A 20,964-nucleotide genomic window follows, 5' to 3' on the forward strand; every position below is an offset into this window, starting at 1 on the left:
GGATATGATGTTAAAGCCACGTAAAGCGGATATTTTTCCAAATATACTTGGGGAATTGCTTTTTGATTCTTATCAAGATGAATTTAAATCTACATATGAAGTTTATTGGGGAATAGATTGCGATTTAAATATTTATTCTCAAGATATTAGTTACATATCATCCAAAATTAAAACGGAATATGTGAGTAAAATAGAAAGGACACCTTATTGTCTTCGAATTTGGTTTGATCGTCGACAAGTAGAAGAGTTTGTAATAGAAAACTTTGAAAATATTAGCAGGCCCGTGAATGAATTTCGAAATAAGAGGATTCTAATAGAACATACAAGTATAAATCCGGTGCATCAATTACATATTGGTGCGGTAAGAGGAAGTTTTCTGGGAGAACAATTGAAAAGGATTTTCTCGGCAAATGGATCAGAAGTTAAAACTCATTTTTATGTAAATGATTTAGGTAAACAAGTGAAGACACTTCACTACATCCTATCCAAAATATCTTTGGAAACATTTCGTTTTAGCTACACCATAGATGAATTGATTGGTGTTATTTACGCTATGGGAAATCTACTAATGAGCGGAAGGAAGTCTCGCTTTGAAGAGCTTTCCTTGAAGTATCCTGATATATCCGAATTGTTTACTAAGACTAATCTAAGTAAAAGTGAACTTGAACAATATCATAAGGGAGATAAGTATAGCGAACTGGATAAAGCTATATTAGATGCACTTAACGAGGACTTGAAGAGCATTAATATCTCGTTGGATCATTTCGATTTTGAAAGTGAGTATGGTAAAGCTGATTTGGAATCAATTTATGAATTAAATAGATGGATTCCTTTTCAGATTATTAACGGCTGCGTATGTATTAAATATAAAGATACGATTATCCCTTTGATTAGAAGCGATGGTACTACTTTGTACTTTATGAGGGATATTTCTTATGCAAGAAAAAGAATGAGGAACTATGACTTAAGTATCAATGTAGTGGGGAATGATCAGGAAATACTTCAAGCAGCATTGAGTGATCTTCTCACATTTCTCGGAGAGAAACCTTTGCTAAGAGTTAATTTTGGGCTAATACGAGATAAAAACCTAAGATATTCGGCTCGCCAAGGTAAATTGTTAACAACAAAAATGATTAGAGAGAAGTATGGTGATGAAGGAATTACAAATTTGAAATTGAACCTATGCGGTATTAGAGCGGTAAAGAGCATCGTTTTATCGGATGAACATTTCTCTGGCGCTAGAAATAAATTCTTTAATAAAGTATATGAAAGCTGTAATAATTTCTTGAAAAATTATAACCATTCTGACGAAGAAGCTAATGTTAATGCGAACCTAAACGAGGAAGAGGTTTGGTTATTTTTTAAACTTGTAATGAGATACAGCGAAATTATAACACGAAGCATGTCGAGACTTGAACTACATAATTTGGTTCACTATGCTGTTTATCTAACATCGTGTTACAGCAAAATTATTCATCGTTCCAATTCAAACAAAACAATTTTGTATCACGTGAGTCGCTTGTATAAGCAGATCATTACAGAGTTACTAACGTATTTAGGCGTGGAAGAGATCTGTGAACTTAAATCAAAAAATGAGGTATATGTGACGTGAATTTAAAATTCCCAGAAATCAGATACGGAACAGTTAAACATACCGCTGAGCATCCTGTAATTATTTCAAGTAAATCAGCATCAAAATATATATTTGATAAATTGGATTTCCTAAAGAGTCAGATTATTTATGAACCAAGTGAATTATCAAGAATTGATGTTGGTAAGTATGATACTTTATATGCAATTGGTGGTGGAGCAATAATTGATCAAGCCAAAATAATATCTAAGGAAAGAAATATGAGGCTTGTAATTATTCCTACGATTATGGCTACAGATGCATGCTTTACGAATGTCGCAGCATTCCGTGAAAATGGTAGTGTTGAATATATTGATACTGGGTTCGCGGATGAGGTAGTTATAGATATTGATTATTTATTAACTGTTCCTTTTCAGTACCATTTATCATCTATAGGGGATATTTTAGCTATTCAATCTTCGTCTAAGGATTATATGACGGTAAGTCCCTTGACAAAACAGCATCTTGTTCGTATCTCGCTATCGCTTGTTAAAGAGGTATATGCATGTAGGGATATTCTACTGAAAAGAAACTCTGAAACGCTTGAGTTACTCATCGATTTATTAATTACAAAAGTTCAGTTAGGTTTAACTTTACAGTCGCCTGGGCTCGAAGAAGGGACAGAGCATTTTTTTGTTTATATCATTGAAAAGTATTTAAAACAACATTATCTGCATGGAGATTTAGTATTAGCAGGGATACTTGTCTCATCAGTATTACAGAATTGGGATAAGCATGAATCTCAAGAACTTATGTATTTAATATCTCAAATTCAAAAAAATCCGACCTTCTTAGCAGATGTAAATCTAGAAGGAGTAGTAGAAGAACTGTTGGCATACTGTTCTCAAAATAGAAGTATTAATTCTATGCTTTGTAATGAAAGGTATTCTAAAGTAATTGAAATAGAGAAGCTCAGTTGGATTAAAGAGTTTATTTCAGAAAAATAAGGAGGACAAAATGAACGAGCGCAAAAAAGTTTTAGTTATTACGGCACATCCGGATGATGAATCTCTGTGGTTTACTAGTGTAATTAAGAGAAATGATACAGATCTAGTATGTGTAACATGTGGGGATTCAGATGAAGTTCGCGTGCGGAGAGAGGCCGAGCTAAGAGAAGCAGCCGCTTTATTAGGAATAAAGGAGCTTACAATACTATACTTTAATGATATATTTGAGCAACGCTTAGATCTTGAAGAGTTAACAGAAAGGCTGCGACCGTTCACAGAGAGAACCTATTCTGAAGTTTATACGCATGGAATATACGGTGATACGAATGAGCATTATCATCATCAAGATATCTCGTATATTGTTCATAAATTGTTTGATAATGTTTTCTCCACTGCATGGAACTTGTACCCGGACAAAGTAAATACTTTAACTGAAGAAGAGTATAGATTGAAGAAATATATAATGGGGACAATATATCATATCGAATATAAATTATTAAAAACGACATATGAATTGAGCTCGATAGAAAAGTTTATAAGGTTAAATAAAGCTGCGGTTGATATTTATTACTGGGGTATAGGAAATTTTGGAGATAATCATGAATTGTTAGGGAACAAATATACAGATATTTGGGGATATGGAAAAAGTCAGTACGAACAAGAGAGACATGATACAATTAATGAGTTTATCTATCATACAAATGCACGTAGAGTTTTAGAGATTGGCGCTCATGAAGGTTTATTGACCGAGAAGATAGCGAATCATGCGGAAGTGATTTGTACCGAAAAAGCTGACGTATATAAACGTAAGTTAAGGGAAAAAGGGTTTCAGGTTGTCGAGGAATTTAATTCAAGTGATTACGACCTCATAGTAATTGCAAGCGTTTTAGAATACATGCCAGATGCGGAAGATTTTCTTGAGAGGTTAAACTCTGATTTTCTTGTGGTAGAGATCATTAATACTGCAGGAATGGAACGTGAGCTAGATGTGCTAAATACTAAATACACATGTTTGAAGAGTAAAGTTATTCTACCAAGATGGGAAGATATGTATCACGGGGAGGAGAAGGAAAATTTACAGGTTTATCGTTTAGGCTGTCAAGTGAAATTGTTTAAAAGGAAGTAATCTATTAATTTCCGTCTGTTATGTTCATTGGAGGTAATGCAAAGTGAAAGTGATGCAAATATCGTACGATTACCCGCCAAACAGTCAGTGGGGAACTGGGAATCATGTTTCATATATATCAGATCATTTAGCAAGGAAACATTTCGTTACAGTTGTGACGAGAAACTATTCTGGATTAGCGGAAACTGATACTGGAATTCAAAGTGGTATGCCTCGAATTCTAAGATGTGATGCTAATTTTGATCGAGAAAAGCTCATTTATCCAGATAATCCTACTGATAGTTTCCATACAATAGATGGGGTTTTGGATTTTTGTGATCAGATGACTGAGGTCGTTTTGAGTTCTTGTGAAAGGCCGGATATTATTCATAATCATACATGGTTTACTTTTCCTATTGCACGTGAACTATCCGAAATATGGAAGGTCCCTATTGTTTCAACACTGCATCTTATTTCTAATCAATACTCAGAGAGTGGATTAAGAGATACGCAAAAATATGGATGGCACGCGATGATCGCTTTAGAGGAAGTATGGTTAAGGAATTCCGAGAAAATAATCGTTCCTTCACAAGCTACAAAAAAATATTTAACCCAATTATATCCTTGGGCCGAGGAAGTTGTTGTCGTTCATGAACATCCGAATCCTGATACGAAAGTTAAAAAGAATTACAATTCAGGAGAAACGTTTCAAATATTAAGTGTTGGAAGAATCGTTCCAGAGAAAGGTCTATTCTCCATATTAGAAGCTTTAAAGAATTTGAAGAATAAACGAATAGTGTGGACGATTGCTGGAGACGGAAACCAAAGGGAAGAGCTGTTGTCTGCAGCTTTAGCTCATGGTATTAATGTCGATTGGAAAGGGAAATTGCCAACAGAAGAAATAAACGCACTCTACTGCGAAGCTGATCTATTGGTAGTACCATCTCTAACAGAAACCTATGGTTTAGTTGTTAGAGAAGCAATGCAGAGTGGTACTCCTATTATCGCCAGCGACATTCCGTCATTTGCAACATTACTTACTCACCGAGAATCAGGAATTCTTGTACCTTTGGAAGATACTAATGGACAGAAAAGAATGGATCCACATAGTCTTACTGAATGGATATCGGTGCTTATGAATGATTATGATCTAAGAAAAAAAATAGGTGAAGGGGCTCTTACTCAAGCGAAGAGTAGTAATAATATAAATAACTATATGAAAGCGCTTGAAGATATATATGTAAGTTGTATCAAAAAATAGGCCGCACTTTGGCTGTTAAACGTTAAACAATTATAAGAGGTGTGATTACTTTGAATAGAGACCAGTTACAAAAAAAGATAGTTGATATATTAATGGATATCTTCCCAGGTAGTCGGATCGAGTCGCCTGATCAGGATCTCAGGAAACAGGTTCAATTGGACTCGCTTACGTTCGTGCAATTTGTAACTGAGTTAGAGGATGAATTCTCGATTGAAATTGATGGGGATTATCTTGACATCAATCGGTTTTCAACAATTAATAAAGTAATACAGCTAATGGAAGAGATACAGGGGCAATAAAAATATACAGCACATCGGCGGTGGCTAAAATGAGTGTAGATATAGTTATACCAATATATAACCAAGGGGCGGCACTGCAACGAGTACTTGATGGTTTTGAGAAACAAGTAACTTCATATCGTTACCAAGTAATCGTTGTAGATGATGGTTCAACAGAGGATATAGAATCAATTGTAAGTTCCTTTAGTGATAAAATTCTATATGTTTATCAAGAAAATAAGGGGAGAGCTGCCGCTAGAAATAAAGGTGTATTGGAAGGGAATGGTGAATATATTATTTTCTGTGATGGCGACCGAATACCTGGTCCGAAATTTATAGAGGAACATTTAAGTACTTTAAGCAATAATGAAGATTTAGTAGTAATAGGCTGTCCTAAAGAGATATTTAAACATGATAATTACAATGAAGTCAGAGCAATAGTCGAACAGGATTTAACTAGCGCCAAGCTAACTCCATTTACTAAGAGTGTTCTTAACCTTTATGACGAAAATGGTGAAACAGATTCTGGAATCCCATGGGTAAGTACATTTAGTGGAAACATGTCGTTAAAAAGAAGTGTGTTTGAAAGCTTTCTATTTGATGAAGGTTTCAAAAACTGGGGATTTGAAAATATTGAACTAGGCTATAGATTATTCATAAATGGGATTTCCTTTAAGTACAATAGTTTGGCAATAAATTATCATCTTGCCCATGCAAGAGAAAAAAATTTTTACGATAACGGAATAGAACATAGTTGTCAATACATGTTGAAGAAGCATGGACTACATGCAATGGAAGAACTAAAACAATTTATTTTAGGGCAGATATCTCTGCAAGATTTCGAAAGAAATTCAGGAAATGAGAAATCCTCTTGGATAAATTCGGCTAAAAAAAATATATATAATCGAATAATAAAGATATAGATTCAATAAGGATTGGTGCTGTTCAGTGTTAATACAAGACATTTTAAAAAAATCAAAGGAAGAGGACCCGGAAGCGGTAGCTATTTATACTACGGACAGTTACTTAACATATGAACAACTCTATAATGAAAGTGTCAGATTGCATCTTCAACTCATACAGCGAAAAATTGAAAGAAGAAAGAGAATAGGCATTTTCTTTAATAATAGCCCTGATTTTATTATCGTTTTTTTTGCTATATTAATGTCAGATTGCATTGCTGTTCCATTGCCTTATAATGGTAATTGTAATGAGATTATACGGCTTATTAATATTTGTGATATAGATATAGTATTATCCAAAAACACTGAAGAAATAAGTGATCATAATTGGATTATTACAAGTCGTTTGAATCAAGATGTCGTCTTTGGGGATGGAAATTCTGAATATGAAGAAGCTTCTACAGACCCAAATGAAGTTGCGGTTCTATTGGCGACATCAGGAACTACTAGTGATCCCAAAGTAATTCAATTATCTCACAGAAATATTTTCACCAATTCGCATGCACATGCCAATGCTATTAAGTTAGATAAGAGAGACATATTCGCAGTTACTATGCCGCTTCACTTTAGCTCTACATTAACCACGCAACTTCTTTCATGCATAATCTCACGAACAACACTAGCATTATTTGAACTGCCTTTATTGCCAAAGAAACTAATCCATCATTTGAATACTATTCCGGTAACCTGTTTTGCATGTGTTCCTACAACTCTAAAAATGTTAGTGAACGAATCTCAAAAGAAGAATATTACGCTAAGTAATACAATACATACTATTGTTGTGAGTGGCGCAGCATTAGAGGAAGAAGTATACAAGCTTGCGCAATTGGTTTTTCCACGAGCTAAAATCCTTCAAACATATGGTTTGTCGGAAGCCTCCCCAAGAGTATCGATTATGTCCAGGGATGATATTTCACTATCTTGTGGTAAAGCAGTTGAAGGTGTTTCGATTTTTGTTGTACGAGAAAATGGTCAGCGATGTAATTACAACGAGGTCGGGCAGATAGTCGTTTCTGGAGATAATATTATGATGGGCTACTATAAAAACGATGAAGATACTAAAAAAGTAATTAAAGACGGAGAGTTATATACTGGAGATTTAGGTTATTTGGATGAACAGGAACGTCTTTTTATTGTTGGAAGAATAAAGAATATTATTAATGTTGGCGGATCTAATGTATATCCAGAAGAAATTGAACAGCTGCTGAGAAACCATCCGGAAATTTCAGATGTCATTGTTATAGGTGAGGAGGATACATTGCTTGGTGAAATTCCGGTAGCATATGTGAGACTGATAAACAATTCAACTAAGATTAGCGGAATAGAACTGAAACAATATTTATCTAATTTGTTGGCGCCATATAAAATACCGAAACATTTTTATTCTGTTGATGAAATTCAAAAAACAAGTACAGGAAAATTAATTAGGCGTTCAATACGTGAAAAGAGGCAACTATGAAAATAGATATTCAGTTAGTGGAAAAAGACAACTCGTTAAATTGTTTTGAGTGTTCGATTGCAACTGTGTCGAACTATTACGGTATAGATTGTGATTTGATTTTTATACCGGCATGGGATTTCAATTATGATACTAATTCAACGCTATCAATAGGGAAGAAAGTTTCATTGGGGCAACATTATTTTGAGCAGATAGAGGTTTTGAAAAAGTACCATGGCTTAAAAACAACATTCTCTAAAGTCCCATACAAAGAAATTGATTATGTAGTAGCGAGTGAGCTCGAATTAGGAAAACCAGTTGAGGTTTGGATAAAAAAATCAAGTTGTCCTTGGGATATAGATTATGGGACCGAGGTGAACTTCGTTGATCACAGCTTTTTAATCATTGGAAAAGATTCAATAGGAAACTATATTTGTGCAGATAGTTATTATTCTAAGAATGGTGTTATATTACCACGAGAAGATTTTATGAAAGGTGCTTTTGCTTTTAGCGTGTTTGAAAGATGTGATATAGGCTCTGTTTCATGGCAAGACTTGCTTAATCAGTTAATTGAACGTTACGAAAAAAATAATACTCATGATAAATTAATTGAATTTTCTAAAGATATAGAGAATAATTTAAATTTTGAAGAAGAATTAGCGAATTATACATTACAAGATTTAAGGATTGCGCCGTTACTTTGGAATATGGAAGACATAGGGAAGGCGAGTAAAAAATTTATAAGGGCTTTGACTTTTCTTCAAAATAGAAAAATTTGTGGTGAGTACGATGTATTATTTGAGCTTCTGTCTCAGGAGTCAAAGTGTTGGGATCTTACGCGAGCATTGCTCGTTAAGATGAAAATTCGAGGAGCAAATATCTCATTAATTAGTTCAGTTGTAAATAAAATAACGGAAGTTGCTGCTCTGAGAAAGTCAATTATTAAATGTTTATCTAATATGAGTTCGTAAAAAAGAAGGTGGTAACCATTTTTTTGAACATCACTACTGATCGTGGACAAATTCTTGGGGTAATTGATGGTTATTCGGAAAGCAGGGATGTATTATTTGTCGCCTGTTATGGGTTTAATGGAGAAAGAACGGAGAGTCATCGAATGACTGTTAAGTTCTCAAGGTTACTATCTAATTCTCAAATTATGACTTTAAGATATGATTACACGGGGCTAGGTGTTAGTGAAGGAGAATTTCACAATGTTACTTTGAGAAGTAAATATAAAGATGCTGAAGAAGTAATTGAATATATAATAAATAAATTTTCACATATAAAAAAAATAGTTCTGCTTGGATTCAGTGATGGTGCAAGAATTGCCTTGAAGGCGGCAATTAATTATAAAAAAAGAATCGATATAATTGGCATTGTATTGTGGAGTCCGTTGTTAATTGATGAGACATATGCAGTCGAGGAGAGTAAATCATATTCAAATATTGTAAGAGTAGTGGACAATAAGCATGTTATTCACTCTTATGGACTATGGATGAATATCAAATACAACAATCTGATTTTGAAAAAGTCGGATCGAATGTGGTCTGATTTAAGTATACCTATTCTAACAGTCTATGGAGAGAAAGATAATATGGTTACTGCTAGCCGAATCTTTCATGAGGAGGTAATCAGTAAGAATAATAATAATAAAGTAGTTGTTGTACCGGAGGCGGAGCATACATTTGCAAAAAGGAAATTTGAAGATCATGTTTTTGAGGTAACCCAGAAGTGGATTGTTGAAAGGGCTGTTGAATATTGCCAAGACAAATAACACAGCAATTTATTGAATCATTATATGGAAAACTAATGGCGGTAATTCATAATTCCGGCGGAAATAATGATGACGTTATTATATTGTTAAGTGGATATGGACAAACAAAAACTGAGTTTGCATACTTTTATTCCGCTCTAGCTAGAAGACTTGCAGATCGATTTACTGTAGTTCAATTTGATTATTATGGTTGTGGTGAATCTGACGGTAATATAGAGGACGTAACGATACAAATATTGGAAGAGAATATTTCTTCAGTTTTTCAGTATGTAAAAAAGACTTTTCAAAATAGTAGGGTCAGTATTATTTCAAGAGGAATAAGTAACTGGTTGACTGATGTTATTGATCCGAATGAAGTTGAAAGGTGGGTGTTTATAGAGCCTGTAGATCAATTATCACTTCATCCCTTATATGAAATTATAGAGCATGTCAGGAAAGATGGTAATAGTGAACAGTATGAGTGGGCGGATATCCCATTTATCGAACATGTATCTTGGCAAAAGTTTTTCAACCAATTAGGTACTCCTTGGTATACTTTGAAAGGGGAATATCTAAAAATAAGCCGGATTATGTCAATATGTGCTTTGGGGGATATTGACATAGCTTTGAGGCTTAATAATTTATCGAAGGTCCTCACGATAAATGGGAATACGTCATTTACGGTAGCAAACGAAATGATTGAAACAGAGTGTGAAGATGAGGATGTTTTATTGTATCATCCTGCAACTCGAGAGAAAATCATTGATAAGATAGCTAACTTTTTCGAAAATGCGTAAAATACATTTGGTTTATAATAAAAAAGGAGAATTTAGATGAAAATTCTTTCGTTAGGTGGCTCGAACCATGATTTTTCTGCATGTATAATTGATAACGGAAAGATTCAATATGCTATAGAAGATGAAAGGATATCGAGAGTAAAGCATTCAATTGGATTAGGACTTCAGACATTGAGATGCAAAGCGGCAGAGTATTGTTTGAAATCACTGGACATCACTATTGATGATATAGATATGGTTGTTGGAAACGATATTATTCAGCCTTCCTATTACACAAAGTATAAAGATAGGATCAAATTATATAACCATCATCTATCACATGCTGCGAGTACATATTACCCATCTCCTTTTAATGAAGCTGCTGTACTAGTTATAGATGGTTCAGGTAGCATATTTATGAATCAAGACGTGATAACTAGGGAGACTACGACATTCTACTTTGGCAGTAATAAAGATATTAGAGAAATCAAAAAAACAACAGGACTCCAATATCATATTGATGATTTTGGATTGGCTGAAAATTCAGTTGGTTTCTTCTATCTGGTGGTTACAAAGGCCATTGGATTTGGCTTTGCACAAGAAGGAAAAACGATGGGATTAGCCCCGTATGGGACTAATAAATATACAAGAGATTTTGAGAAATTCTATACGATCAATGACTGTGGTGAGTTTAAGCAGTCGAAGGAAGATATTGAGAAATTAATTCATTTTTGTGATCAACAAATCCAAAGGGGTCAAAATGAAGATAGTTTATTTCAAATAAAAGCGGATCTTGCTTACGCTGTGCAGTATCATACAGAGCAAATTGTCATAAAAATGTGCTTGTATTTAAATAAGATTACAAATAGTAAGAACCTTTGTATTGCAGGAGGTGTTGGATTAAATAGTGTAATGAACTACAAAATATTAAATCAAACTCCTTTTGAGCATATATTTATTCAACCGGCAGCAGGTGATGCTGGTACTGCTATCGGCAGTGCATTACTATGCTATTACGAATCTCCAACTAGCAAGAGAGAGATCGATACGTTTACTCCATACCTTGGAAGACACTATCATGAAGATGAGATTAAAGAAATAATTAACCTATACTTGGATAGAGTAGAATTAATTGAATCGGATAAAGTACTAGAATTAACTGCAGAGCTTATTGCAGAGGGGAATATCGTGGGATGGTTCCAAGGACGTTCAGAAATAGGTCCGCGAGCATTAGGTAATCGGAGTATTCTTGCTGATCCACGAAAGAAAGATATGAAAGATATTATTAATGCTCGAATTAAACACCGTGAACCGTTTAGACCATTTGCACCTGTTGTGCTTGAGGAAAAACAAACGGAATATTTCTGCATGGAACATCCATCTTATTATATGTTGCTTGTACCTGAAATAAGAAAAGACAAAGTTAAGGAAATACCGTCAGTAACGCATGTTGATATTACTGGTAGAGTTCAAACAGTAAGTAAAGAAATCAATCCATTATTACATAATCTCGTAATGGAATTTTACAAGAAAACAGAAACAGCTGTTCTTTTAAATACTTCCTTTAACGACAATAATGAGCCTATTGTTGAATCTCCAGTTGATGCTATAGAGTGCTTCTTAAAGATTGATTTGGATTATTTAATCATTGACAAATTTGTTTTAAAAAAGAGAGGAAAGTCATGATAAAAATGCATAAAGTAGGATTTGTGACATCATACTTTTGGGAAGGAGCTTATGTTTTAAATACTCTGTTAAAGAGTCATCCACCGGTAGAGATTCATCTAATTTTACAATCTCCTTGGTGGGAACCGAAGTTTAATATTAATAATTACAGTTTAAGATATTGGTTTAAATATGGACTTGATTTTTTCAAAAACGAGAGAAAGTACTATTTTATTAATAGGGTTGCTAAGAAGCATAGAGTACCAATAACGTTTATTGATAACATCAATGAAAGTATAGAAACTCTTCGCAACTTAAACCTTGACTATATTGTAGTTGTCGGAAGCAGAATTATTAAAGAAAATATACTCAGCAAATATAATAATAGAATAATGAATTTTCACACAGGTGTACTTCCTTATTATAGAGGGCCATACTCAGAATTTTGGGCAATGTTTAACAATGAATATGACAAAGTTGGTACTACTATTCATATGCTGGATAAAGGGATCGATACAGGGAATATCATCGCTCAAAAGGTAATTGATGTTACTAAAGAGGACACACCGGAAACCGCACATTTCAATAATGTCAAACATGGTGCATTGTTATTATGTGAGATCATTAATAATCTAGATGGAATGGACATCAAAGGAAGTAAACAGAATGAAGATGATGCAGTTTATTATACTTATCCTACCGACGAACAATTAGAGTATTTAAAAAATAGAATAGGGAAGCGATTTACTATTCAATTTATTGAATAAGTAAACACTTTGCACTAATCTGACCATTGATGCCGAAAGCGAGTCACCAGTTGAGACACTCGTATTTATCCAAGAAAGGGTATTTTTTATACGAGGATCTAAAATATGATGCTTCTAACAATGTAAAGAAGGTGTTTCTTGTGTCTATTATTAACGTTGAAGATGTAAGCAAAATATATAAAAGAGTAAAGAGAGAAGAAGGTGCGTTAAACTTTATTAAGCAAATTTTTGTACGTGAGTATGAGTACTTGCCTGCTGTAGAAAATATTTCATTTAAGATAAATGAAGGTGAAATGGTTGGCTTTCTAGGTCCCAATGGGGCTGGAAAGTCGACAACCATAAAGATGCTCACAGGAATTTTAGTGCCTAGTAGTGGTGAGATTACAGTGAAAGGAAATGTTCCGTATAAAAATAGAGAGCGAAATGCTATGAGCATAGGTACAGTATTCGGGCAAAAAACGCAATTATGGTGGGACATACCTGTTATTGAGTCACTTAACTTATGTAAATATATGTACAAAATACCTTCTGAAGCGTTCAATAAGAATTTGAATTTCTTTATGGAATTGCTGGAAATTTATGAATTTAGCAACATACCGGTAAGACAATTAAGCCTTGGACAAAGAATGAGAGCGGATCTATGTGCTGCTTTACTTCATAGTCCTGATATTCTGTTTTTAGATGAGCCTACTATCGGGTTAGATGTTGTAGTAAAGGAAAAAATAAGAGGGTTTATACAGCAGATAAATAAAGAAAAAAACACAACTGTTATTCTAACGACACACGATATGATGGATATTGAAAAAATATGCAATCGAGTTATGGTTATCGATCATGGGAACTTGATGTATGATGGAGGAATTGATCAGTTAAAAAAGGATTATGGAAATAATCAACTGATAAAAATCGAAACTAGTGAACCGGTCATTGATATTCATGAATTATTAGGCGGTATCTTAACATATTCAATTGAGAGAGAAGATAAAGTTATAAAAATTAGTTATGACAAGAGGGTAATTAATTCATCACAAATCCTTAAATTAATAATGGGTAAATATACAGTAAAAGATTTTTATGTTAAAGAGACAAATATCGAGGAAATAATAAGAAATATGTATACAGGAAGGATTGTTACAGATAATACAAAGGCTGAGGGGATAATGTGATTTATTTTCAAATAATTATAAATTCATTTCGTTCAAGTCTAGCCTATAGATCTGAGGTCTTGTTATTTCTATTTGGGCAATTAATTACGGTTTTTATTGAAATATACATATGGTATGCAATTTATGGGGATAGAAGTGCTGTTGATTCTACTGTAGGAGCTATTCAAATAAATGAAATGGTTAGCTATGTTTTGTTGAGCGCCTTTATTTCTGTGTTCGTAACAAATGACGTGATTTTTCGAATAAGTAATAAAGTGTCGACTGGAGAAATAGGTATGGATTTAATAAAGCCTATTAGTTTTAAAGCTTTAATATTCAGTCAGATGTTTGGTACGAATATATATCGTTTATTTTTTGAGCTTATCCCGTTATCAATCTTCTGTATTCTATTTTTTTCGATTAAAACTCCGTCATTTATTAACTTAATTTTGTTTATTGTTATGGTGATCAATTCGATAATTATTAACTATTTTATTACTTATATAATAGGGTTAATCTCACTTTGGTATGGAGTGATTTGGCAAGTTAGTAGTTTATATAATGCTTTGATATTACTTTTCTCAGGCGCATTCATACCCAATTGGTTTTTCCCTGATGCAATCAAGACTGTATCCAACTTCATGCCTTTTCATTTAATTTACTATGATCCTATATCGCTATTTCTAGGTAAGATTGATGGAGTATCAAATATTTTTTGGATCATTGGGCAGCAATTGCTATGGATCCTATTGCTTGTATTCATTGAAAAAATAATCTGGTTAAGAGGAGTTAAAAAAATTGTCGTACAAGGTGGATAACGGATGACTCACATTATCTTACTATATACACAATTTATAAAGGTTTACCTTAAATCAAAAGTTGAATATAGGTTCGGTTTTTTTACGGAATTAGTAGGATATTCATTGACCAATATTATTAATTATCTTGTTATATGGATGCTGATGACTACTTTTCAAAGTATGAATGGTTGGAATATGCATGAAGTAATGTTTATTTACACCATAAATATGTTTACCTATGCAGTAGCAGCAGTTTTCTTTTATCCACAAATGAAAGAAACTGAAAGTATGGTGTATCAAGGATCATTTGATACTATTCTAACTAAACCTTTAAATCCAATGATCCATATGGTGATTCGAAGTTTTGGATATTTATTTTTCGGAGATATTATTCTTTCTATAATCCTTTTTATTGTAATCGCAAATGAAATCAATATTCAAATCACATTAATGAACTCGATTATGTTTCTAATAATGTTATTTGGAGCTGTGCTTATTCAAGCATCTTTTATCATCCTATCCGGTTCAGCTTGTTTTTGGTTTGTTAGAACGACTGCTATAACGAACATCCTACTCTATGACTTACGCAAATTTATGAACTATCCTATTTCAATATATAATAAGTTTATAAAAATAATTCTTACTTTTGTTTTCCCATATGCATTTATTAATTTTTATCCAGCTCAATATTTCCTGGATAAAGAGAATGGCAATCTTTTTTCTCCTATTTTTCAATACATGACTCCAATTGTAGGTATTTTGTTTTTTATTATATCGTACTTGGTATGGAAAAAAGGTGTTAATAGTTATCAAGGAACTGGCAGCTAATTTGCTCTTTGCTCTTTGCTTATAACTACTATACCCCTCCCATAAATGGGAATCAAGCTACTCAATTGCTTTAAAATGACTCCCATGTTATAATAAAAAATCAGTTATTTATAGCGATTCGATATTATGGAATGAAGCGGACAATTATAACATATTACTGCATCTTTTGTTCCGGGGGGCTGGTTAGTTTGGAACCAATCCTCAGCATAGGTGTTAGAAATGGAGTGAAGTTTAGATGCGACATTTTGAAACATTAATTGTTAAGGAAATCTCATCGTTACTTGAAGGTATGCCCGAAAATGAAGTGGCTGCATTGATTGAATTTCCACCTAATGCCGAAATGGGAGATATTTCATTACCTTGTTTCAAATTAAGCAAGATACTTCGAAAGCCACCAAAAGCTATTGCTGATGAACTTAAAGATCGAATCAACTTAGAATTTGTTGACCGAGTAGAGTCTGTTTCGGGCTACCTGAATTTTTTTCTGAACAATCAATTGTTTGCATCCGATGTTATTAAAACAATTTTACAACAGGGAGAACAATATGGTGCTAGTAAGGTTGGGGATGGGAAGACAATCGTAATCGACTATTCATCTCCCAATATAGCTAAGCCGTTTCACATTGCTCACCTTCGTTCTACTGTAATAGGAAATGCCTTATATAAGATATATTCGTTCCAAGGGTATAAATGTATTGGGATCAATCATCTTGGAGACTGGGGAACACAGTTTGGAAAGCTAATCGTTGCTTATCAACGATGGGGTGACGCTAAGGAAGTAGAAAATGGTGGTATAGACGAACTTCTTCGCCTCTATGTCAAGTTTCATGATGAAGCTGAAAATAATAAGGATCTTGAAGAGGAAGCGCGAGCATGGTTTGTGAAAATGGAAAACGGTGATGAAGAAGCTCTGCGTTTGTGGGAATGGTTCGTCAACATAAGCTTGAATGAATTCATGAGAATATATGATATGCTTGGAATTAATTTTGATTATTTTACTGGTGAAAGTTTCTATAATGATAAAATTGGGGACGTAGTTAAACTTCTGGATAATAAAGGGCTGCTCGAAGAAGATCAAGGTGCATGGTTAGTTAACTTATCAGAGTATGAAATGGCTCCTGCTTTGATTTTGAAGAAAGACGGAGGGTCTTTATATCATACGAGAGATATTACCGCTGCAATCTATAGGAAGAATATTTATAACTTTGATAAAGCTATTTATATTACTGATTATGCACAGAACCTTCATTTCCAGCAGTGGTTCAAAGTTGTCGAGCTAATGGGTTATGACTGGTATAAAGATCTAATTCATGTTGCATTCGGACGTGTAAGTTTTGAAGGAGCAAGCCTTTCAACCCGCAAAGGTAATATTGTAAAGCTTGAAGATGTATTGAAGCAATCTGTCTCAAAAATTAAAACGATAATTGAAACTAGAAGCACTAATGTTGATAACATTGATGAGGTGGCAAGACAGGTTGGAGTTGGTGCTGTCGTTTTTAACGACCTTAGTTCAAATCGCATTAAGGACATTTCATTTTCATGGGATGACATCCTTAATTTTGATGGCGAGACAGGACCATATGTTCAGTACACATATGCTCGAACAAAAAGCATTTTAGCAAAGTCTTATCAACAATATGGTCATCACAACGATAATTTGAATATCCTGACGGAGTATCTTAATGACAACGTATCGTTTGCATTACTTAAAAAATTGTCTCTATTTGGAGAACGTGTAGAATTAGCCGCACAGAAACTGGAGCCTTCTGTTATCACTAGATATCTTATTGAGTTAGCACAGGATTTTAATCGTTTTTATCATGAATGTAAGATATTGGTAGAAGATAAGGGCGAACGGGAAGCGCGTATCGCGCTAGTCCAGTGTGTGAGTATTACATTAAGTAATGGATTAAAGCTGATAGGACTAGAAACACCTGAGAGAATATAGTTTGTTTCATCCCGTCACTAATGAAACGCACGATCATTAAATTATCTGCCAAGCCAATAACGAACCTATATGTTTCAACATAAATGAGAACTGGGAGATGAATGTAATACTTCGTCTCCTAGTTTCTTTAATTTAATTAAGATGTTAAGCCGGTTTCAGAAGACAGGCAAGGATAAATCCAACCAATATCTAGGACAAGTTAACGAGTTGGCGATGCTTCTTACGATAATCGGTAGGTGATTGAGATTCGTATCTTTTAAAGATAGAACTAAATTGTGGACTGTTTAAGTAGCCGACTTTTTTTGCGACTTCTGTTATCGGAATATCTGACTGACGTAGAATTTCTTTTGCACTATCAACTCGTAATTTATTTAAAAAGTGGATAGGAGAAATATTGAAAACCTTCGAAAAAGTATTGCTTAAATATGTTGGATGTACATCAGCAATTTCTGCTAGAATTTGTAAAGTTATTTGATGATGAAAATTGTTTCTAATGTATCTATAAACTTTAATTAATCTTGGGTCGAGTTTTCCATCATTATAATTATCTTCAATTGATGAAATGCTATCCGAATCATTGAGTACATCAATATATTCCTCTACCCAGTGTTCATAGCTAGAGAAGCTTAAATCATCTAGTAGCAATGGAGATAGTGAATAATTTGTATGAGATAGTATTATAAAGCGTTGATATAATTTCTTAGTTGAATTAAAGATTAAGTAATGCAGTGTAGTTGGTCTATTGGGTTCTTGATTTTTTATTACCAATGACCCCGGTGTACATCGAACCAACACTTTAGATTTTGGTACAAGTTGAAGGGACATTTTCTTCTGATGTATCTCAAGTGCTCCATTGGTCTCAAGATAAATATAATCATTTTTATACATCGTGTTTTTTTCTAACTCTCCTGGAAAGATAATAATGTGCTTTTTTAAAATCCGCTTTCTCATTAGTGCATCACCGTGATCGTAAAATTTTAATATAATATTTTGCTCTAATACTAGTATAAAAAAGGAAGCAAACTAGGCGATGATAAATTTGGGATAATAACTCTAGAAAGCGTTTTATTATAATACTTACTAATACATTGTAATAAAACGAATGAATAAGTCAAACATTCTTTATATTGGGGATGTGATAAATTGAAATAATAGTACCGTAATGAATTCAGAATATAGAATAGCTAGTAGAGGGGGAGTAAGATTGAAATTTTCGTTAAGTTTATTTCCCAACCTTTCGACATCCCATCCACAGGAGATTAGAAAAAGGTACGAATTTATGAGGGAAATCGTTCAATATGCAGACCAAACTAACTATTATGGTGTATGGTTGCCGGAGCGTCATTTCCATCCGTTTGGAGGGCTGTTTCCTTCCCCTTCAACTTTCGCTTCGTATATGGCCGGTCAGACTAAACAAATTCGTTTTCAGATTGGAAGTATTGTTCTTCCCCTTCATTCACCGATATTGGTTGCTGAGGAATGGGCGATGGTTGATCAATTGTCTGAAGGCAGAATTGATGTTTCATTTGCGCCAGGCTGGAATTCAAGAGATTTTCTTGTCACTAGTAGTGACTACGAAAGACGGAAAGAAATTATGTGGAACGGAATTGGGCAAGTACGGGATCTGTGGTTAGCTCGGGATAAACGTATTGAAATATTTCCCAAACCTTATCAGAAGGAGATACCAATTTATATCACTTCTGCCTCATCAGACGAAACTTCTTATATGGCTGGTGAACGAGGATATCATTTACTAACTCATTTTCACATTAACAGCATGGAGAAGTTGGAAAATAGAATAAATAGTTATTATATGGGTCTTCAGCAAGGTGGTCATGATAAAAAAGATAAAGAAATAACGGTCATGCTACATTGCTATATAGCTGAAACCTATGAGGATGTCGAAAAACAGGCGAGAATTCCTTTCTTGGACTACCAAAATTCATTTCTTGCATTGGCAGATTACCAAATCAATTATCAGAGTGAGCGGCAAAAAGACATAGCCGGTAAAGTAATGTTTCGAAAGTATTCTCCTGAGTACTCATTATTGGGGACCAAAGAGAGTTGTACGAAATTGTTAGATAGATTGAGGGGGATCGGGGTTACTCAGATTGCAGCACTAATAGACTTTGGAATAGACGATATTTGTGTGTTTCAAAGTCTTGAGCGACTAACCGAGTTAAAAGAGAGATACTCAAGGGAAGGGTATTAATAAGTAAGCATCAAACTAGCCTTAGGTCATCTCCTGGCCTACTTGATGAGCTAATAACTTCATTTTTTGGTATGCACATATTTTGCATATCAGTTGAAAGCTATCATTACTAAAATGTTAATAATCATGATAATTTCTCATAATTAATTGAGAAGACCGAATCACATGAAGATTGAACTGTAACTGTAATAAGATCATTTGAAGTCTCCATCATACAAGTTACAGTTCACAACATTCATCCATGTGATTTCTTTGATTTACCGCCATCCCATGTCACAAAGTGTGGTCATCTATCTATTTCCACATTATCAATGACGATTCTACTCAGATGCTATCATGGAATGGTTCAAAGTACTTAATGCAGATCGCATTTCCTGAAGTAAGATAATTCCTTTCTTCTCCTCTTCCATTGCTTGTTTAAGAATCTCTATGCTGCGCAAGTTATTGTCGTCCTTCAGGCGAGGACTTGCACTCTTCTTGTTGATCGGATAGGGATAGATGGTTTTCATCTCTGCTAATCGTTCGGCCACATTGGCGTAGTGGGCTGCTGCATACAGCGCTAATCGTCCGATCTCTGTATTATTATAGGGTGAAGCTGTCCACTCGTCGGATACAATCTCTAGAAATTTAGCCGCATGCGATCTGGCGTCGGAAATGACGTGTAAATTGAAGGCGTTTCCTTTATTGCTTATTTTATCGCCTGAGATGAGGGCTTCAATCCAAGCCTCGTACCCTTGGAGTCCAGATTGTAAGTTTAGAAATGAGAGTCCGTCCCGGCTGTAAGCATGCTCAATGATTGCATCAAGCGCATGCATCAGCATTGTTTTTCTGTCGGTTGCTAACGATTCCTCGACTGTTGCCAAACATATAATTTTTCGATTTGGGAGTTCATGATATGGAATAACGCCTTCTCTAGCACTGTCCTTGACTAGAAAAATCCCTTTCGAATCATCGAATCCATATATAATCCCGAACTCCTTCGCTAATAAATCCCAGCCTACGATAGGGAATCCCTGCCGCAGCCTTTCACGAATCGTGTCAATCAATTTCGCAAGAAGTTCAGGCGTTATTGTCTTAACGGGAGGACATAAAATTAATGGCTTAAAGCCTAATGCTGTTAAATTGCGTTCTAATGCCGGCCCGCCATGAAAACTATAGATGCTGTCTGTCTCGATAGAATGTGCGCGCACATTAATCCGAAAGGCATGAGAGGTGTAGCCCATTACTTCCGAAAGCGATAGGTCTGCTTTATCCGTGTGCTGCACTAAGGCGTGAAGCGCCTGCGCAATCGTACTAGGAGTTTGTTCATACTTAACCTTTAGAGTGGTTTCGATCATCTTTTCAACTTCCTCCTCAATATGGATTCTATGAGTCTACTCTACTGTTTGCTGCAGTTAACCGCTCATATGATAGATGCCATGGATGACGAGATTTTGAACAATGCAAGTA

The 20,964-nt window shown here is 34.5% G+C and carries 19 protein-coding genes; 17 read left to right on the forward strand and 2 right to left on the reverse strand.

All coding sequences use genetic code 11. The features are described from left to right. Window positions 1-4: 4 nt before the first annotated feature. From argS (PXY01_RS20115) to argS (PXY01_RS20190), 16 genes are all read left to right on the forward strand, one after another. Window positions 5-1,612, forward strand: a complete 1,608-nt coding sequence (gene argS, locus PXY01_RS20115; RefSeq protein ID WP_164744511.1) for an arginine--tRNA ligase domain-containing protein — start codon at window positions 5-7, stop codon at window positions 1,610-1,612. Then, complete coding sequence (locus tag PXY01_RS20120) at window positions 1,609-2,577, forward strand: iron-containing alcohol dehydrogenase (protein ID WP_164744512.1); 969 nt, start codon at window positions 1,609-1,611, stop codon at window positions 2,575-2,577. Before argS (PXY01_RS20115) ends, PXY01_RS20120 begins: the two co-directional genes overlap by 4 nt. Before the next feature lie 10 nt (window positions 2,578-2,587). Next, entirely contained in the window at window positions 2,588-3,703 is a 1,116-nt protein-coding gene (locus PXY01_RS20125) for a PIG-L family deacetylase (protein ID WP_127572614.1), read from the forward strand. 52 nt (window positions 3,704-3,755) lie between these two features. Continuing rightward, window positions 3,756-4,943 (forward strand): glycosyltransferase family 4 protein, encoded by a 1,188-nt coding sequence (locus PXY01_RS20130; RefSeq protein ID WP_246028026.1) that lies wholly within the window; start codon window positions 3,756-3,758, stop codon window positions 4,941-4,943. 41 nt (window positions 4,944-4,984) lie between these two features. Then, complete coding sequence (locus PXY01_RS23395) at window positions 4,985-5,242, forward strand: acyl carrier protein (protein WP_373864310.1); 258 nt, start codon at window positions 4,985-4,987, stop codon at window positions 5,240-5,242. Between the two features lie 29 nt (window positions 5,243-5,271). Further along, window positions 5,272-6,144 (forward strand): glycosyltransferase, encoded by an 873-nt coding sequence (locus PXY01_RS20140; protein WP_127572620.1) that lies wholly within the window; start codon window positions 5,272-5,274, stop codon window positions 6,142-6,144. Between the two features lie 25 nt (window positions 6,145-6,169). Continuing rightward, a complete protein-coding gene (locus PXY01_RS20145; protein ID WP_127572622.1) occupies window positions 6,170-7,642 on the forward strand; it encodes a class I adenylate-forming enzyme family protein in 1,473 nt (490 codons plus the stop codon). Further along, window positions 7,639-8,592 carry a hypothetical protein gene (locus tag PXY01_RS20150; protein WP_127572624.1) on the forward strand — a complete coding sequence of 318 codons (954 nt, stop codon included), beginning with the start codon at window positions 7,639-7,641 and terminating at the stop codon, window positions 8,590-8,592. Before PXY01_RS20145 ends, PXY01_RS20150 begins: the two co-directional genes overlap by 4 nt. A gap of 23 nt (window positions 8,593-8,615) precedes the next feature. Then, window positions 8,616-9,395, forward strand: a complete 780-nt coding sequence (locus PXY01_RS20155) for an alpha/beta hydrolase (protein WP_127572626.1) — start codon at window positions 8,616-8,618, stop codon at window positions 9,393-9,395. Then, complete coding sequence (locus PXY01_RS20160; protein WP_127572628.1) at window positions 9,380-10,171, forward strand: alpha/beta hydrolase; 792 nt, start codon at window positions 9,380-9,382, stop codon at window positions 10,169-10,171. Before PXY01_RS20155 ends, PXY01_RS20160 begins: the two co-directional genes overlap by 16 nt. Before the next feature lie 36 nt (window positions 10,172-10,207). Beyond that, the gene (locus PXY01_RS20165) at window positions 10,208-11,836 is read left to right on the forward strand and encodes a carbamoyltransferase family protein (protein ID WP_127572630.1); all 1,629 of its coding nucleotides are present in this window, start codon (window positions 10,208-10,210) and stop codon (window positions 11,834-11,836) included. Then, a complete protein-coding gene (locus PXY01_RS20170; RefSeq protein WP_127572632.1) occupies window positions 11,833-12,582 on the forward strand; it encodes a formyl transferase in 750 nt (249 codons plus the stop codon). The genes PXY01_RS20165 and PXY01_RS20170 overlap by 4 nt, the downstream gene beginning before the upstream one ends. 140 nt (window positions 12,583-12,722) lie before the next feature. Next, window positions 12,723-13,748: an ABC transporter ATP-binding protein gene (locus PXY01_RS20175; protein ID WP_127572634.1), complete on the forward strand. Its 1,026-nt coding sequence runs from the start codon at window positions 12,723-12,725 to the stop codon at window positions 13,746-13,748. After that, window positions 13,745-14,545, forward strand: a complete 801-nt coding sequence (locus PXY01_RS20180; RefSeq protein ID WP_127572636.1) for an ABC transporter permease — start codon at window positions 13,745-13,747, stop codon at window positions 14,543-14,545. Before PXY01_RS20175 ends, PXY01_RS20180 begins: the two co-directional genes overlap by 4 nt. Before the next feature lie 3 nt (window positions 14,546-14,548). Continuing rightward, on the forward strand, window positions 14,549-15,355 hold the full coding sequence (locus PXY01_RS20185; protein WP_127572638.1) for an ABC transporter permease: 807 nt from the start codon (window positions 14,549-14,551) through the stop codon (window positions 15,353-15,355). Window positions 15,356-15,590: 235 nt separating this feature from the next. After that, window positions 15,591-17,303 carry an arginine--tRNA ligase gene (gene argS / locus PXY01_RS20190; protein WP_127572640.1) on the forward strand — a complete coding sequence of 571 codons (1,713 nt, stop codon included), beginning with the start codon at window positions 15,591-15,593 and terminating at the stop codon, window positions 17,301-17,303. A 189-nt stretch (window positions 17,304-17,492) separates the two neighbouring features. On the opposite strand, the gene PXY01_RS20195 is transcribed toward argS (PXY01_RS20190), so the two are convergent. Next, entirely contained in the window at window positions 17,493-18,254 is a 762-nt protein-coding gene (locus PXY01_RS20195) for a helix-turn-helix domain-containing protein (protein WP_127572642.1), read from the reverse strand. Between the two features lie 253 nt (window positions 18,255-18,507). Between PXY01_RS20195 and PXY01_RS20200 the strand changes: the two genes are divergently transcribed. Next, window positions 18,508-19,515: a MupA/Atu3671 family FMN-dependent luciferase-like monooxygenase gene (locus tag PXY01_RS20200; RefSeq protein ID WP_127572644.1), complete on the forward strand. Its 1,008-nt coding sequence runs from the start codon at window positions 18,508-18,510 to the stop codon at window positions 19,513-19,515. 320 nt (window positions 19,516-19,835) lie between these two features. Here PXY01_RS20200 and PXY01_RS20205 read toward each other — a convergent pair whose 3' ends face one another. Beyond that, window positions 19,836-20,852, reverse strand: coding sequence for a hypothetical protein (locus PXY01_RS20205; protein WP_127572646.1), 1,017 nt, complete (start codon window positions 20,850-20,852; stop codon window positions 19,836-19,838). Window positions 20,853-20,964: the final 112 nt, after the last annotated feature.

The organism is Paenibacillus xylaniclasticus, assembly GCF_004001065.1.
Taxonomy (GTDB): domain Bacteria; phylum Bacillota; class Bacilli; order Paenibacillales; family Paenibacillaceae; genus Paenibacillus_T; species Paenibacillus_T xylaniclasticus.